We start from the raw sequence: 14651 nt of genomic DNA, 5'->3' as shown, positions 1-14651 counted from the left end.
TTCCTTTTATTTATAAAAAACCAACACCACCTCTCACCACCACCTGCACCGACGCGCCACCGTCACCGCTGCTTCTTCCCGGCCAGCACGTCCAGGTAGTGCTGGTTGACCATGACGCCGAGGACGTTGCCGAACGGATCGACGACGGCCGCGGTCACGAAGCCCGGGCCGCGTTCGATGATCGGGTCGTACTCCTTCGCGCCCTTAGCGAGCAGCGTCGCGAAGGCGTCCTCGACGTTGTCGACGGCCCAGTTCGCGATGGCTCCGCCAGGGCCGGGCTGGGCCAGCGGCGGCCGGTAATCGCCGCGGACCAGGCCGAACTCGTGCTGGTAGTCGCCGATCCGGAACTCGGCGTACGCCGGTTTGCCGTCAGGGCCGTCGCGGACGAAGTACGGCTCGATCCCGAACAGATCCGAGTACCACGCGATCGCGGCGGCCAGATCGTCGGCGTAGAACGTGGTGGTGGTGAGACCTCGCAGCATTTCCTTCTCCTCCGGTAGTGGCTCCGGGAAGAAGGATCCGCCGCAAAGTGCTCACCGAATGACCACTTTTCCCGGCGGCTTTCAGGTGACCCCGGGACGCGCCAGCCCGGTCTCGTAGGCGAGCACCACGGCCTGCACCCGATCACGCAGGTCCAGCTTCGACAGGATCCGCCCGACGTGCGTCTTCACCGTCGCCTCGGACAGGAACAGCGTCTCGGCGATCTCCAGGTTCGAGAGGCCCTTCGCGATCAGCACGAGCACTTCCCGCTCCCGCTCGGTGAGGACGTCGAGTTCGGCCGCGTCCCGCAGCGGCTTCCCACCGCCGCCGACGAACCGGTCGAGCAGCCGCCTGGTCACCGAAGGCGAGACCACGGCATCGCCCGAAGCGACCGCCCGCAGCGCCGACACCAGGTGATCCGGCTGGGTGTCCTTCAACAGGAACCCGCTCGCCCCGCCCTGCAACGCCGAGTAGACGTACTCGTCCAGGTCGAAAGTCGTCATCACGAGCACCCGCGCCGTCCCGGCCTCGACGATCCGCTTCGTCGCCTCGACCCCGTCCAGCACCGGCATCCGGACGTCCATCAGCACGACGTCGGGCCGCAGTTCCTCGGCAAGGCGGATCGCCTGCGCGCCGTCACCGGCCTCGCCGACGACATCGATGTCCGCCTGCGCGCCCAGGACCATCCGGAACCCGACGCGCATCAATTCCTGGTCGTCGACGACCACCACCCGTATCACGTCGCCAACCTAACCGGGAGTCTCGCGTGCACCTGCCACCCTCCACCGGGAGCGGGCCCGACCTCCAGCGTGCCGCCGAAGACGTTCGCCCGTTCCCGCATTCCGATCAATCCGTTCCCGCCGGGGACGGCGAGCTTCCGTGGTCCGGCGGGCGCCTGCTGCGACGCCGCCTTCGTGGCGGCGGGCACCAGCTGTTTCGCGCGGCCGGCGCCGTCGTCGGTGACCCGGACGTCGATCACGTCCTTCTCCCGGCGCACCAGCACCTCCGCCTGCGCGCCCTGACCGGCGTGCTTCAACGTGTTCGTCAGCGACTCCTGCACGATCCGGTACACGCCGAGCGACACACCGGCGGGCAGCCCTTCCAGCGCGTCGGACCCGATCGCCAGGGTCACCGGAACCCCCGCCTGGCGGATCCGGTCCGCGAGGTCGGTCAGCGCGGTGGCGTCCGGCTGCGGCACGCGCGGCTCGTCGTCACCGTCGCTGCGGAGCACGTCCAGGAGCCGCCGCAGCTCGGCGAGCGCGCCGCGGCCGGTCTCCGAAATCGTCTGCAAGGCCCGTTTCGCCATCTCGGGATTCCCGTCGACCGCGTAGGACGCGCCGTCGGCCTGCACGACCATCACGCTCACCGCGTGCGCCACGACGTCGTGCAGCTCACGGGCGATCCGTCCGCGTTCCTCGCCGACGGCGATCCTGGTCGCCTGGTCCCGTTCCGTCTCAAGTAGATGCAACCTGGCTTCCACCTCCTCGTGATAGGCGCGCCTCGCGCCGGCGAACTCGCCGAGCGTCCAGCACAGTGCGGCGGAGAAGATCCCGATGATCGCCAGCACCCACATGTCCTCCGGCGGGTCCACCCACATCTGGACCGCGGAGGTCACGAAGGTCGCCAGCAGGTACAGCAGCCCCTGTTTGCGTCCCACGTAGACCAGCACCGAGTAGATGCTGATGACCAACGCGAACGCGCTGGCCGCGCCCAGCTCCAGCGCCCCGTGCGGGATGCCGATCAGCAGCAGCAGGTACGCCGACCAGAGCGGCGCCTTCCGCCGGAAGACCAAGGGGGCGACCATCGCGATGTCCAGCGGAACGACCACGTACCAGGGCGGCATCGGGACTTCCGGCGTCTCGGCCGCCGCCACGTAGAACAGCAGGTCGGTCAGCAACAGGACGACGGCGATGAGACTGTCCCCCGCCATGGGGTGGGCACGCATCCAGAGGCTCAACCGTCGCACCTGGTAACACTATGTCGGCCCGGGACGTTCGCGCGTCGGTCGCCGGTACCACCTTCGGTGCGACCCGAGGATGAGCGGCATGGGACGATTCGGGTCGGCTTGCTCGACTACTGGGAGGGGGTGGGCGTCGTGACCTCGGTGACGGAACAGGGCCGTCTCGCCGGCCCGCTGTCGATGTCGGTGGCGAACCTCTGTCACCGCCTGCAGCCGCAGGTGTCCGCGCGCACCGCCGCGGGTTTCGCCGAGGTGCTGCGCAGGCTGGGCGGCCCGCTCCAGGTCGCGGTCGCCGGCCGGATCAAATCGGGTAAGTCCACACTGGTCAACGCCCTGATCGGGCGCCGGGTCGCGCCGACCGACGTCGGTGAGTGCACCCGGCTGGTGACCCGGTTCCAGTACGGCACGGTCGACCGCGTCGAGATCGTCTTCAACGACGGCCGCAAGCAGGTGTTGCCCTTCGCCGCCGACGGGATGATCCCGGCCGAGCTGGGCATCGACATCGACAAGGTGTCGCACATCGAGGCGTACCTCACCAACGCGGTCCTCCAGGGCATGACCGTCATCGACACCCCGGGTCTCGGGTCGCTCGACGCCGCTTCGGTGTCGCGGACCGAGCAGCTGCTGGGCGCGGCGAAGCACCGCAAGCCCAACGACGGGGACGAGGACGACGAAGAGGGTTCCGACGAGCTGGACGACACCTCGCGCAACGCCGTCGCGGGCGCCGAGGCCGTGCTCTACGTCGTCACCCAGGGCGTGCGCGCCGACGACCAGCAGGCGCTGGCCGCGTTCACCGCCGCGACCGCGAGCCGCGAGGCGGGCCCGGTCAACGCGATCGCCGTCCTCAACAAGGCGGACACCATCGCTCCCGAGTCCGTCGAAGGCTCGGGCGGCGACGTGTGGAAGGCCGCGACACTGCTGTCGGAGAAGCAGGCCGCGACGTTGAAGCCCCGCATCGCGGACGTGCTGCCGGTGATCGGGCTGATCGCGGAGTCGGCCGAGTCCGGCGGATTCACCTCCGGCGACGCCGAAGCGCTGCGGCAGCTGTCCGAGATGGACGACGACATCCTTGAGACCATGCTGATCTCGGCGGACATCTTCACCAGCTGGGACTGCGATGTCGCGGCGGGCACGCGGCTGCGGCTGCTGGAGAAACTGGACCTGTTCGGTGTCCGGTACGCCGTCGAGGCCATCCGCAAGGAACCGGAGATCACCGCGGGCTCGCTGCGGCGGAAGCTGCTCGACGCCTCCGGGCTCGAAGCCGTCCGCAAGCGGCTGAGCATCGTCTTCGCCGCCCGCGCCGACGGCATCAAGGCCGCCGCCGCGCTCGCTTCGGTGACCGCGCTGGCCCACGCGTCGGGCGACCCGGCCGAGCGGCAGCGCGTCCACGACGCGATCGAGGTCCTGCTCGCCAAGCCCGAGGCCCATCAGCTCCGGCTGCTCGAAGCGCTCACGCTGGTCGCGTCCGGTGCCGTCGACATGCCCGAGGACCTGTCCGAGGAGGTCCTGCGGGTCGGCAGCAACGCCGACATCGGCGCCCAGCTCGGCAAGCCGGGCGCTCCCCGGACCGAACTCGCCGCCCACGCGCTGGAACGCGCCGGCTGGTGGCGCTCCTTCGCGTCCTTCGGCGCGACACCCGCCCAGAGCCGCGTCGCGCACGTCGTACACCGGGCGTACTTCCTCATCTGGCAGCAGATCCGCGACCCGCAGGCCTGACCCCTTCCGCATTCAGAGGACGAAACGCGCCTTCGCGCACCCCGGATTGATAAACCGAGCGCTCGGTCTAATAATGGACGGCATGGAAACGATCGTCGACGAGCCCCAGTGGCTGCGCACGGCCTCCTGGCTCGGCTGCCCGCTGCTGGGCGCCGGGCTCGGCTGGTTCCTCCAGTCGATCTCCGGCTGGGTGGCCTCCCTGAGCTGGGTCCCGTTCAAGGGCCCGTTCCAGCTCGTCTCGGACATGCCCAGCCCCTGGGGCCTGGTCACCGGGCTCGGCGTGGGGCTGGTCCTCGGCCTGGCGTTCGCCGGGGTGTGGGCGCACGAGCGGCTGATCGTCAAGGTGACGCCGACCCGCGTCACGCTCACGACCAAGGGCCGCACCCGCGCCTACGAAGCCCGGCTCCAGGCCGTCTTCTTCGACGCCAAGGAGCTCGTCCTCCTCGCCGCCGACGGGCGGGAACTGGTGCGGCAGAAGGGCGACGTCGACCGCGAAGCCGTCGCCAAGGCCTTCACCGAGCACGGCTACCCCTGGCACGCGGAACCGCCGGCGGTGAAATGAGGACGGTCGATCCGGCCAAGCACGAGGCGAAACGCCGCGCCATCCTCGACGCCGCCGCGTGGTGTTTCTCCGAGAAGGGCTTCGAGAAGACCACGACCGCGGAGATCTGCCGGACCGCGGGGATCAGCACCGGCAGCCTGTTCCACTACTTCCCGAACAAACGCGCGGTGTTCGTCGGCATCTTCGAACAGGACGGCGACGAAACCGAGGCCCTGATCGCGGCCGCGCGGGGGATCGACGATCCGTGGGAGTCGATCCTCCACGTCCTCTTCAGCGTCTCCGAACAGCTCCTGAACCCGATGGCGGCCAAGCTCGTCCTCGAGGTCGCCGCGCAGTGCGCTCGCGACGCCGAACTGGCGGAACTCGTCCAGGGCAACGACCGAGCCCTCCGCGACGCCCTGATCGGCCTCGTGAAGCGGGCGACGGAAGCGGGCCGGATCGATCCCGGTCTCGATCCGAGGACGGCGGCCAGCTGGCTCGTCGCGCTGATCGACGCGCCGCTCTCCCGCGTGATTCTGGAGCCGGACCTCGATCCGGCCGCGGAACTGGCGGTGATGAAGGTGCTCGTCTCCAGATTCCTTCGTCCCGTTCTGCCGATTTCGCCCCCGGCGGGCGGTCCGGTGTCCGACACTGGTGAAATCTCCCCGGGCTGATCGGTAGGCCCGGGACACCAGTTACGGGGGTCGATTCGGTGGGTGCCTGGCTGCGCAAGAAGGCGGTCGAAGAGGAGAATCCTGACGATGTGCCGACCAACCAGATCTCGGCCGTGAGCATCGCGGCGATCATCGCCGAAGCGGACGGCGAGACTTCGCCGTCCGAGGGAACCGAGGCCGTCGAAGCCACGTCGAACACGGATGTGGAGTCCACGACCACGGGTCCGGCCGACCTCGAACAGGCTCTCGCCGACAGGCAGGCGCTGATCCAGCTCTGCCTGTACGCCCTCGATCGCGCCCGCAGCGGCGGCGTCGTCGAGCGGCTCGAACACGGTCTCGCCGGCATCGGTGTCCGTGCCCTGCGCCCCGACGGCGAGCGGTTCGACCCGGCCGTGCACGAGGCGGGCGGCGCCGTCGCCACCGAGGATCCGGCGCTCGAAGGGCTCGTCGCGGAAACCGAGGTCGTCGGGTTCGCCGATCACGACCGGGTCCTGCGCGCGCCGATCGTCATCGTCTACGCGAAGAAGGCCCAGTGACCGCTCCGAGCGCGGCGGCCAACCTGCCGGCCCTCGTGAAGAGCACGCGCGAACAGCTCCTGACCGTCGTCCGCGAGGCCGACCCTCAGGCCGCGAAGTGGGTCGAGGACATCCGGAAGGCGCGGCCGAAGAAGCCGTCGGTCGTGGTGGTCGGTGAGACCAACCGCGGCAAGAGCTCGCTGGTCAACGCGCTCCTCTCCATGCCGGGGCTGTCCCCGGTGGACGCCGACGTCGCCACGGCGACGTATCTCGTCTTCGAACACGCCGAGCAGTGGTCCGCGCAGGCCTGCTACCCGGGCCAGCTGGCCCCGGTCCCGATCAACCTCAACGACCTGATCCGCTGGGTCTCGGCCGCGCACGAATTGCCCGAGGGGCAGATCCCGCCCCGGTACGTCGAGGTCTCCGGCCCGGTCCCGCTGCTCGAACGCGTGTCCATTGTGGACACGCCGGGTGTCGGCGGGCTCGATTCGATGCACGGCGAGCTGGCGAAGGAGGCCGCCGCAGGCGCCACCGCGCTGCTGTTCGTCGTGGACGCGTCCTCGCCGTTCACCGCGCAGGAGCTGCAGTTCCTGCACGACATGGGCGAGCGCGTCGAGACCGTGCTGTTCGCGCTCACCAAGACCGACCAGTTCCGCGGCTGGCGCGAGGTCCTCGAAGCCGACCGGCGCCTGCTCGCCGAGCACGCGCCCCGGTTCGCCGACGCGGTGTTCCACCCGGTGTCCGCGCGCATGTTCGAGACGGCGGCCAAGGCCCCGAACGAGCAGATGGCGATGATGCTGCGGGAGAAGGCCGGTATCGCCGCGCTGCAGGGCGCGCTGCAGGAGATGCTGGTCGGCCGCTCGGCGATGCTGGGCGAGGCCAACACCCTGCGCGCGCTGTCGAGCGCGCTCGCCGAGCTCAAGGCGAAACTGCAGGCGGAGAGCCGCGCGCTGTCCGCCGGTGAGGCCGAGGCGGAACAGCTGCGCCAGCGCCGCGACGACCTGAGCGCCGAACGCCGGTCTTCGACCCGGGGCTGGCAGCTGAAACTGCGCGCCGAGATCCAGCGGACCCGTGTCGAGGTCGGGCACGAGACCAGCAGGCAGATGCGCGACGCGTCGACGCATTTCCGGCAGCAGATCGACGGTTCGAAGCGCGACGACCTCGCCGCGCTGCCCCAGCAGGTCGACATCGCGTTGCAGACGACGTCGCAGCGGATCTCGATGCTGCTCTCCCAGCGGCTCAACCAGGTCACCAACGTCGCGCTCGCCGAGCTGTTCTCGGCCGAAGAGCTCGACATCATCCGCGGCCAGTTCGCCAGGGCGGGCGGTCCGCCGGTCGTGCTGCGCCCGCCGGACAAGAAGCCGCCGACGGCCGAGGACAAACTGCTCATCTTCATGGGTGTTTCCGGTGGTCTCGGCGCCGGGAAGGTCGCCGCGCTGCCCCTGGCGGGCGTCGCGATCCTGAACCCGGTGATCCTGCCTGCCACGATCATCATCGGGCTCGGCGCCGGCTGGTGGATGGCGCGGACCCGCAAGCACGCGTCGGACAAGCAGCACATGAAGCAGTGGCTGGTCGAGGCGATCGCCGACGCGCGATCCACCTTGGACCAGCTCGTCGCGGAGCAGCTGATCGAAGCCGAGCAGCAGCTGTCGATGGCGCTCGACGAGGCCCTCGGCCGCCGCATCGACGCGATCGAGGCGGAGCTGAAGGAAGTCGACAAGACGATCAAGATGGGCGCGCAGGAACGGGCGAAGAAGATCTCGATCGTCGCGAAGCGCTTGAAGGACGTCTCCGACGGCCGCGACCGCGCTGAGGCACTGCTCGGGCGCATCCGGTCACTGCGCGACGCCTGACCAGGGTGGTCCTGTTGTGGACCGGAACCGAACCGGCCTACGGTGAGTCATAAGCTTCGACACACCAGCAGGTCAACGAGGGGGTTATCCCATGTGGGTCGACGAGAGCGGCGGCACGGACACCGAGGCGGGCTCCACGGAGGCGGTCACGGTCCACGTTGACGGCGAGGAGTACCAGGCCGAGCTCAACTACGACCTCGACAAGGACGGCGTCAACGACGCCGCGGTCATCCAGCACGAGGACGGCACCGGCCAGGCGTTCGTCGACACCGACGGCGACGGCGAGGCCGATCAGTACGCGGTGCTCGACGAGAACGGCAAGGTCGTCCAGGAGGCCGTCTACGACGAGGCTTCCGGAGCCTGGGTCGAGGCGGGCGGGGGCGGGCACGACGACGGTTCCGACGCGGGCACCAGCGGCACCATGCACGCCGACATGCCGAGCGGCGACGTCGAGGTCGGCCCCGCGACGATCGACACCGACGGTGACGGCAACCCCGACACCGCCGTCGTCCAGACCCAGGACGGCCGCACGATCGCCTTCACCGACCGGGACGGCGACGGCAACGCCGACATCGCGGTGGAGACCGACGCCTCCGGCAACTCCAAGACCTATGAGCACACCGGACCCGGCCAGTGGACCGAGACCGGCAGCGGTGTGGTCAATGAGGACATCGGCTCGGCTTTCGCGAACACTCCGGCCGCCGAAGGCGACCCCGCGGGCGACGCCGCCTGGGGTGGCGCGGGCACCGAAACGCTCGAAGGAGTGGCGAAGATCGATTCCGCCACCGGCCAGTGGATCAGTCCCAACTAAATCCCAAAATGGACTAAACCAATAGAAGAATGGTTTAGTCCATTTTACCGGTCCCCTTCGTGTAATCCTGGTCACAGAAAAGCCCGGTACGAGACCTCGTACCGGGCTTTCTCGTGTCCGATTCGCGCTTCGGCCGCCCCGAACTTGTGCCGTCGATCACCGGAAGAATTTCTGTGTATGGCCCATTCCGGTGATACTGAATCGATTCCCTTATCGTTCTTGTGAGAGAACCGACAGGTCAGCTCTCGGTTACCTGCCGGTCATCCGGCTACTCTCGGGGAATCCCAAAACCCGCACACCGGTCTTCCCGCCGGTGTGCGAAGCCATTCGGTCGCCGGCATCGAAGCCCGCATCGGAACAGCGTCGTTCCCGATGTGGGCTTCTGCCGTCGGAAGTCAGGAGTAGAGATGACCGCAGTCGCCATCCCTGGACTGGAAAAAGCGCCGACGACGCACAGTGGCGTCCTGTCCTGGGTCCGGGAGGTCGCCGAACTGACCACTCCGGACCGCGTGGTGTGGGTCGACGGGTCCGACGAAGAGGCCGCTCGCATCAACGCGGAACTGGTCTCCGCCGGCACGTTCGTGCAGCTCGACGCGAAGCCCAACTCGTACTGGGCGGCTTCCGACCCCAACGACGTCGCCCGCGTCGAAGAGCGCACCTTCATCTGTTCGGACGACGAAGAGGACGCTGGTCCGACCAACAACTGGATGGACCCGGCCGAGATGAAGGCCACGATGACCGAGCTGTACCGCGGGTGCATGCGCGGTCGCACGATGTACGTCATCCCCTTCTGCATGGGCCCCCTCGGTGCGGAAGACCCCAAGCTCGGCATCGAGATCACCGACTTCGCCTACGTCGTCGCCTCCATGCGCGTGATGACCCGCGCCGGCAAGGCCGCGCTGGACAAGTTCGTCACCGAGGACGGCACCGAACGCTCGTTCGTCCCCGCCCTGCACTCCGTCGGCGCGCCGCTGGAGCCGGGTCAGAAGGACGTCTCCTGGCCGTGCAACACCACCAAGTACATCTCGCACTTCCCCGAGACCCGCGAGATCTGGAGCTACGGCTCCGGCTACGGCGGCAACTCGCTCCTGGGCAAGAAGTGCTACTCGCTGCGCATCGGCTCGGTCATCGCCCGTGACGAGGGCTGGCTGGCCGAGCACATGCTGATCCTCAAGCTGATCTCGCCGGAGGACAAGGTCCACTACGTCGCGGCGGCGTTCCCGAGCGCCTGCGGCAAGACCAACCTCGCCATGCTGCAGCCGACCACCCCCGGCTGGCGCGCCGAGACCCTCGGTGACGACATCGCGTGGATGCGGTTCGGCGAGGACGGCCGCCTGTACGCGGTGAACCCCGAGTTCGGCTTCTTCGGCGTCGCGCCGGGCACCGACTGGCACACCAACCCGAACGCGATGCGCACCATCGAAAAGGGCAACACGGTCTACACGAACGTCGCGCTCACCGACGACGGCGACGTCTGGTGGGAGGGCATGGGCGAGAAGCCCGCGCACGCCACCTCCTGGAAGAAGCAGGAGTGGACGCCGGAGTCGGAAGAGAAGGCCGCGCACCCGAACTCGCGGTACTGCACGCCGATGTCGCAGTGCCCGATCCTCGCGCCGGAGTGGGACGACCCGCGGGGCGTGCCGATCTCGGCGATCCTGTTCGGCGGCCGCCGCAAGACCACCGTCCCGCTGGTGAACGAGGCCCGCGACTGGCAGCACGGCGTGTTCATGGGCGCCACCATGTCGTCGGAGACCACCGCGGCCGCCGCCGGCGCGGTCGGCAACGTGCGCCGCGACCCGATGGCCATGCTGCCGTTCCTCGGCTACCACGCCGGTGACTACTTCAAGCACTGGCTGGACCTGGGCAAGAACGCCGACGCGAACAAGCTGCCGAAGATCTTCTACGTCAACTGGTTCCGCCGTGGCGACGACGGCCGCTTCCTGTGGCCGGGATTCGGCGAGAACTCGCGGATCCTGAAGTGGGTCATCGACCGCGTCGAGGGCAAGGGCAACGCGAACGAGACCCCGGTCGGCTTCGTGCCGTCCGCCGCGGACCTCGACACCGACGGCCTCGCGGAGCCGCTGGCCGACATCCAGGCCGCCCTGGACGTCTCGGCCGACGAGTGGCGCAAGGAACTGCCGCTGATCGAAGAGTGGTTCGAGAAGATCGGCGACAAGGTCCCGTCGTCGCTGCGTGACGAGCTGGACGCGCTGAAGCAGCGCCTCGGCTGATTCGCGTAAACCGCCGGAGAAAGCCTCATCCCCAGGGTCGTTCCCGGGGATGAGGCTTTCTTCTTTCGCGCTGAGTACCGTGGGCGCATGGTCGAATTCGGCGTCAACATGGTCGTCCCGGCGAGCCGGGCGGAATGGGTCGGGAAGTGCCGGAAGGCCGAGGATCTGGGGTTCGACGTCATCGGCGCGGCCGACCATCTCGGTATGGCGCCGCCGTTCCCGGCCCTGGTGCTCGCCGCCGAGGTGACGAGCCGTCCGCGGCTCAACACCTTCGTGCTCAACACCGCTTTCTACAATCCGGTGCTGCTGGCCCGCGACGTCACCGGCACGGATCAGTTCACCGAAGGCAGGCTTGAGCTCGGTCTGGGGGCCGGGTACGTGAAGGCCGAATTCGAGGCGGCGGGGATGGAGTTCCCGCGCGCGGGGAAACGCATCGACCACCTCGAAAACACCATCAAAGAACTCAAACGGCTCTACGCCGACGAAAAACACAAACCGCCCACGGTGCAGAAACCGGGGCCGCCGCTGATGATCGCCGGTCGCGGCGACAGGCTGCTCACGCTCGCCGCCGAACACGCCGACATCATCGGGTTCACCGGCACGGCGGCCGTTCCCGACGGCGGCGCGCTCGCCGTCGACGACGCGGCCGGAATCGAGGAGCGGGTGAACTTCGTCCGCGGGAAACTGAACGGCCGCGAGGTCGCATTCAATCTCCTCTCGCATTTCGTCGCCGTGGTCGAAGACCGGCGAAAGGGCTTGGAGAGCCTGGGGGAACTGCTCGACGGCAAGCTCACCGTCGACCAGCTCGCCGAACTGCCGACCGCGCTGGTCGGCACGCACGAGCAGATCGCGGAACAGATCCTGGCGCATCGCGAGCGGTTCGGCTTCGGCTATTTCACCGTGCTGGAGCACAACATGGACGCGCTCGCGCCGGTGATCGAGTTGTTGCGCGGCCGATGATCGACGTACGTGGGCTCGGCATCCAGGCCGGGGAGCATTGGTTGTTCGAGGGCCTTGATTTCGAGGTCGAAGCGGGGGAATGCGCGGTCATCGTCGGCCCGAACGGAGTCGGGAAATCGACTCTGCTGCGGTGTCTTTACGGGACGCAGGCGCCGCAGCGGGGCCGGGTCGTCGTCGCGGGCGGAAAGCCCGACGAACGCGATGTTTCCTTTCGCCGCAAGGTCTCCGTGCTGTTCGACGATTCCGATTTCTTCGCCGAGCTGACGCCGCTCCAGCATCTCGAACTGCTGGAGGGCTCGTTCGGGATCGATCTCGGCGAGCACGAGGCTTTGCTGGCCGACGCGGGGCTGTCCGAACGCGCGAAGGTCACCGCCGGCAAGTTCTCGGCGGGGCAACGCCGTCGGCTGCTGCTTCTCGGCGCGACCGCGCGGCCGCACGACGTCCTGTTGCTCGACGAGCCCGAACGAGCGCTCGACGCCGCCGGGAAGGAATGGCTGACGTCGTTGATCGCGCGGTCGACCAAGGCCGGGGCGGCGGTCGTCGTGGCCACGCACCATCCCCCGCTGCTCGAAGCGGCCGACTCCACCCTCGAGTTGTGGTGACCACGAAAGCCCCCACGCACGTTCCGGGACGACAGCGATTCGGCGGGCTGCTCAACGGGGACTACCAGACGTTCCTGGCGCTGTTCGGTTTCGGCGCGCTCTTCACCGCGTTCGAGAACCTGCCGAAGCTGCGGTCGGTCCTTTTCGGACTGTCCGCTGTGGACTTCCCGGCGATGTTCGGTCTGCTGGTCGTGCTGTGCGCGATGTTCTGGCGCGGTCTGTTGCGCCGCGGCTTCGTCTGGGCCGAACCGGCGGCGCTGACGTGGATGGACTTCGCGAGCGTCGACAGGCGCCGCGTCGTCGTGAAACGGATGTGGACGCTCTGGCTGGGGCTGGTCCTGGTAGTCGGCTACACCGGGGCGCTGGTCACCGCGATCGGCGGCGGGTCGAAGGACGTGTGGATCGCGATGTCGGCGCTGACCGCGTCCGGGGCGATCCTGGCCGCGGTCACCGCGCGCCGGACGGCGATCCGCGGGGAGACGCCCGCGCCGATCGTGCTCGCGCTGGCCGGTCTGGCGGTGGCCGCCGCCGGGCTGGGCCCGATCGCGGTCGAGGTGCTGGCCGGGGCGCTGTTCGTCGTGGCGGTGGCGGTGGCCTTCGGCGGCGAGCCGATGTCCGGGGTCGGGCGCCAGGAGCTCGTCGACGGCTGGAACGCGCGGCTGCTGCGGGCGATGGCGGCGGTGTTCATGGATCCGATGCTGCTGATCCCGGAATCGAAGCCGGTGCCGTGGCTTTCGCTGCGGCGTCCGACGGCGCTGCGGCTCGCGTGGGCCGGGGTGCTCGGCCGACGGCGTTACGCGTCGGCCGGTGTGGTGGTCGCTTGCCTGGTCGGTGTCGGGCACTTGGCTTTCCCGGCCGTTCCAGCGGCGCCGCTGTTCGCGGTCGGCGCGTACGCGGCGCTCGTGCCGTTCGTCGGCGGGCTCGGCGAATTGTGGCGCAATCCCGGCCGCAGGCGGTGGCTTGGCGTGTCCGATGGGGAGTTGCGGCTGGTCAACGGCCTGGTGATGGCCGTGCTCGGCCTCGGCTGGGGAGTGCTGCTCGGGCTGGTGACCCTGGCGCTCGGGGTGACCCCGGTGTGGCCGGTGTGGCTCGCTGTCCCGCTCGCGGTGGTCGCCGCGCTGCGGACGGCGACGCGCCCGCCGATGAACTACGACGTCAGCGGCGGGGCGGCGGGGATCCAGGCGCTGCGGGGCCTCGACGTCCTGGTGGTCGGCTCGGTGCTGCTCAGCGTGACCGGCTGAGGTCACCCGTTCCCGCGTTCGGATCATTCGGATACTCCGAACGCGGGTTACCCTCGATGCGACGAAAGGAGCACGAGTGGGCGGTGGGCACGCACCGGGCAACGGGCGGCGGGCGACCAGCGAGTTCCCCGTTGGCTGGACCGACGAGCAGATCATCGCGGTGATCAAGGACGTCGCGAACGATCCGAGCGAACCGCGCCGCAGACAGCACAACGGCCGCTGGCGCTGCGCGGGCGAACGGTACGGCGTGCACCTGATCGTGCTGGTCGAGGACAACGGGCACGTCAAGACGGGCTATCCGGTGGCGGGCCCCGGCGTGGTCCGCAATCCCGACACCGCGGCGGACCCCGCGAACCCGACCGTCGCCGACCTCTCCGCCGGCCGCATCAGCTTCTTCGGCGAAAGCCTGCTCGACCAGCTCGCCGACCGCGTCACGCCGGACGTTCTGGCCTTCTACCGCACCCTGCACTGGTCGGGCGAGTGGGAAGAACTGGCGGACGTCCTCGTCGCGCACGCGCTGGCCGAAAACCTGCGGCTCACCGTGGACGAATACGCGACCCTGGAAAGCCTGCTGAACAGCTTCGACCTGCCGATCGACGGCTTCCTCTACCTGAACGACCGGGCCCACGCCCTAACCGCCCTGCACCCCCGACCCGCGTGATCCGCCCCCGAGCACGCGAGTCCCGTGCTCAATCACGCGAGTGCGGGTTCTGATCACGCGAGATCGGCCTAACTCGCTTCGGCGACGTCCTCGGCACTGCCTTCGGCGGCGGCCCTCAGCGCGTCCAGCGGCAGCCCGACGGCGTCCGCGAGCGCCATCACCGTGAAGAAGGCGGGCGTCGGGATCCGGCCGGTCTCGATCTTCCGGAGCGTCTCCACCGAGATCCCGGCCTCCGCCGCGACCTCGACCATGCTCCGCGACGCCGACGCGCGCGCGTCCCGGAGCGCCAGCCCCAGCCGCTCGCCGCGTTCGCGTTCCTCATCCGTCAACGGCACTCGCACCATGCGCCCAATAGTAATACCGGTCCGGTGGGTCGTGAGTGGCGATTCGGGTTAGAACCCGAATC

Annotated in this window: 15 protein-coding genes; 11 read left to right on the top strand and 4 right to left on the bottom strand. The window is 69.0% G+C overall.

From position 1 onward, the window contains the following. Positions 1 to 62: 62 nt before the first annotated feature. The 3 genes from AB0N89_RS18465 to AB0N89_RS18455 all read right to left on the bottom strand — a co-directional run bounded on the left by AB0N89_RS18465 (position 63) and on the right by AB0N89_RS18455 (position 2410). Positions 63 to 482 (bottom strand): VOC family protein, encoded by a 420-nt coding sequence (locus AB0N89_RS18465; RefSeq protein ID WP_364205836.1) that lies wholly within the window; start codon positions 480 to 482, stop codon positions 63 to 65. Positions 483 to 563: 81 nt separating this feature from the next. Further along, the gene (locus AB0N89_RS18460; protein WP_034314242.1) at positions 564 to 1220 is read right to left on the bottom strand and encodes a response regulator transcription factor; all 657 of its coding nucleotides are present in this window, start codon (positions 1218 to 1220) and stop codon (positions 564 to 566) included. Then, on the bottom strand, positions 1217 to 2410 hold the full coding sequence (locus AB0N89_RS18455) for a sensor histidine kinase (protein ID WP_364205984.1): 1194 nt from the start codon (positions 2408 to 2410) through the stop codon (positions 1217 to 1219). Before AB0N89_RS18455 ends, AB0N89_RS18460 begins: the two co-directional genes overlap by 4 nt. Before the next feature lie 165 nt (positions 2411 to 2575). Between AB0N89_RS18455 and AB0N89_RS18450 the strand changes: the two genes are divergently transcribed. From AB0N89_RS18450 to AB0N89_RS18400, 11 genes are all read left to right on the top strand, one after another. Beyond that, positions 2576 to 4156 carry a dynamin family protein gene (locus AB0N89_RS18450; RefSeq protein WP_364205834.1) on the top strand — a complete coding sequence of 527 codons (1581 nt, stop codon included), beginning with the start codon at positions 2576 to 2578 and terminating at the stop codon, positions 4154 to 4156. An 82-nt stretch (positions 4157 to 4238) separates the two neighbouring features. Continuing rightward, positions 4239 to 4718, top strand: a complete 480-nt coding sequence (locus tag AB0N89_RS18445) for a hypothetical protein (protein ID WP_364205832.1) — start codon at positions 4239 to 4241, stop codon at positions 4716 to 4718. Beyond that, positions 4715 to 5371 (top strand): TetR/AcrR family transcriptional regulator, encoded by a 657-nt coding sequence (locus AB0N89_RS18440; RefSeq protein ID WP_364205830.1) that lies wholly within the window; start codon positions 4715 to 4717, stop codon positions 5369 to 5371. Before AB0N89_RS18445 ends, AB0N89_RS18440 begins: the two co-directional genes overlap by 4 nt. 38 nt (positions 5372 to 5409) lie before the next feature. Then, positions 5410 to 5907 (top strand): nucleotide exchange factor GrpE, encoded by a 498-nt coding sequence (gene grpE, locus AB0N89_RS18435; RefSeq protein WP_364205828.1) that lies wholly within the window; start codon positions 5410 to 5412, stop codon positions 5905 to 5907. Next, on the top strand, positions 5904 to 7739 hold the full coding sequence (locus AB0N89_RS18430; protein ID WP_364205826.1) for a dynamin family protein: 1836 nt from the start codon (positions 5904 to 5906) through the stop codon (positions 7737 to 7739). The genes grpE and AB0N89_RS18430 overlap by 4 nt, the downstream gene beginning before the upstream one ends. Before the next feature lie 91 nt (positions 7740 to 7830). Further along, entirely contained in the window at positions 7831 to 8550 is a 720-nt protein-coding gene (locus tag AB0N89_RS18425) for a hypothetical protein (RefSeq protein ID WP_364205824.1), read from the top strand. Positions 8551 to 8957: 407 nt separating this feature from the next. Continuing rightward, positions 8958 to 10781: a phosphoenolpyruvate carboxykinase (GTP) gene (locus AB0N89_RS18420; protein ID WP_364205822.1), complete on the top strand. Its 1824-nt coding sequence runs from the start codon at positions 8958 to 8960 to the stop codon at positions 10779 to 10781. 87 nt (positions 10782 to 10868) lie between these two features. Further along, positions 10869 to 11741 (top strand): LLM class F420-dependent oxidoreductase, encoded by an 873-nt coding sequence (locus tag AB0N89_RS18415; protein ID WP_364205820.1) that lies wholly within the window; start codon positions 10869 to 10871, stop codon positions 11739 to 11741. Continuing rightward, positions 11738 to 12343: an ABC transporter ATP-binding protein gene (locus AB0N89_RS18410; RefSeq protein WP_364205818.1), complete on the top strand. Its 606-nt coding sequence runs from the start codon at positions 11738 to 11740 to the stop codon at positions 12341 to 12343. Before AB0N89_RS18415 ends, AB0N89_RS18410 begins: the two co-directional genes overlap by 4 nt. Then, positions 12337 to 13584 (top strand): DUF6297 family protein, encoded by a 1248-nt coding sequence (locus tag AB0N89_RS18405; RefSeq protein WP_364205816.1) that lies wholly within the window; start codon positions 12337 to 12339, stop codon positions 13582 to 13584. Before AB0N89_RS18410 ends, AB0N89_RS18405 begins: the two co-directional genes overlap by 7 nt. A gap of 76 nt (positions 13585 to 13660) precedes the next feature. Beyond that, positions 13661 to 14245 (top strand): EndoU domain-containing protein, encoded by a 585-nt coding sequence (locus AB0N89_RS18400; RefSeq protein ID WP_364205814.1) that lies wholly within the window; start codon positions 13661 to 13663, stop codon positions 14243 to 14245. Between the two features lie 68 nt (positions 14246 to 14313). On the opposite strand, the gene AB0N89_RS18395 is transcribed toward AB0N89_RS18400, so the two are convergent. Next, positions 14314 to 14589 carry a helix-turn-helix transcriptional regulator gene (locus AB0N89_RS18395; RefSeq protein WP_364205812.1) on the bottom strand — a complete coding sequence of 92 codons (276 nt, stop codon included), beginning with the start codon at positions 14587 to 14589 and terminating at the stop codon, positions 14314 to 14316. Between the last annotated feature and the right edge of the window lie 62 nt (positions 14590 to 14651).

Source organism: Amycolatopsis sp. NPDC089917 (assembly GCF_040684635.1).
Lineage (GTDB): Bacteria > Actinomycetota > Actinomycetes > Mycobacteriales > Pseudonocardiaceae > Amycolatopsis.
Note: the sequence above shows the minus strand (reverse complement) of the source record. Positions and strands in the feature narration are given on the sequence as shown.

Coding starts and splice junctions, on each gene's coding strand:
- AB0N89_RS18425 (WP_364205824.1), top strand. CDS start 7,831: ATGTGGGTCGACGAGAGCGGCGGCACGGACACCGAGGCGGGCTCCACG.
- AB0N89_RS18415 (WP_364205820.1), top strand. CDS start 10,869: ATGGTCGAATTCGGCGTCAACATGGTCGTCCCGGCGAGCCGGGCGGAA.
- AB0N89_RS18445 (WP_364205832.1), top strand. CDS start 4,239: ATGGAAACGATCGTCGACGAGCCCCAGTGGCTGCGCACGGCCTCCTGG.
- AB0N89_RS18395 (WP_364205812.1), bottom strand. CDS start 14,589: ATGGTGCGAGTGCCGTTGACGGATGAGGAACGCGAACGCGGCGAGCGG.
- AB0N89_RS18410 (WP_364205818.1), top strand. CDS start 11,738: ATGATCGACGTACGTGGGCTCGGCATCCAGGCCGGGGAGCATTGGTTG.
- AB0N89_RS18455 (WP_364205984.1), bottom strand. CDS start 2,410: ATGGCGGGGGACAGTCTCATCGCCGTCGTCCTGTTGCTGACCGACCTG.
- AB0N89_RS18465 (WP_364205836.1), bottom strand. CDS start 482: ATGCTGCGAGGTCTCACCACCACCACGTTCTACGCCGACGATCTGGCC.
- AB0N89_RS18440 (WP_364205830.1), top strand. CDS start 4,715: ATGAGGACGGTCGATCCGGCCAAGCACGAGGCGAAACGCCGCGCCATC.
- AB0N89_RS18420 (WP_364205822.1), top strand. CDS start 8,958: ATGACCGCAGTCGCCATCCCTGGACTGGAAAAAGCGCCGACGACGCAC.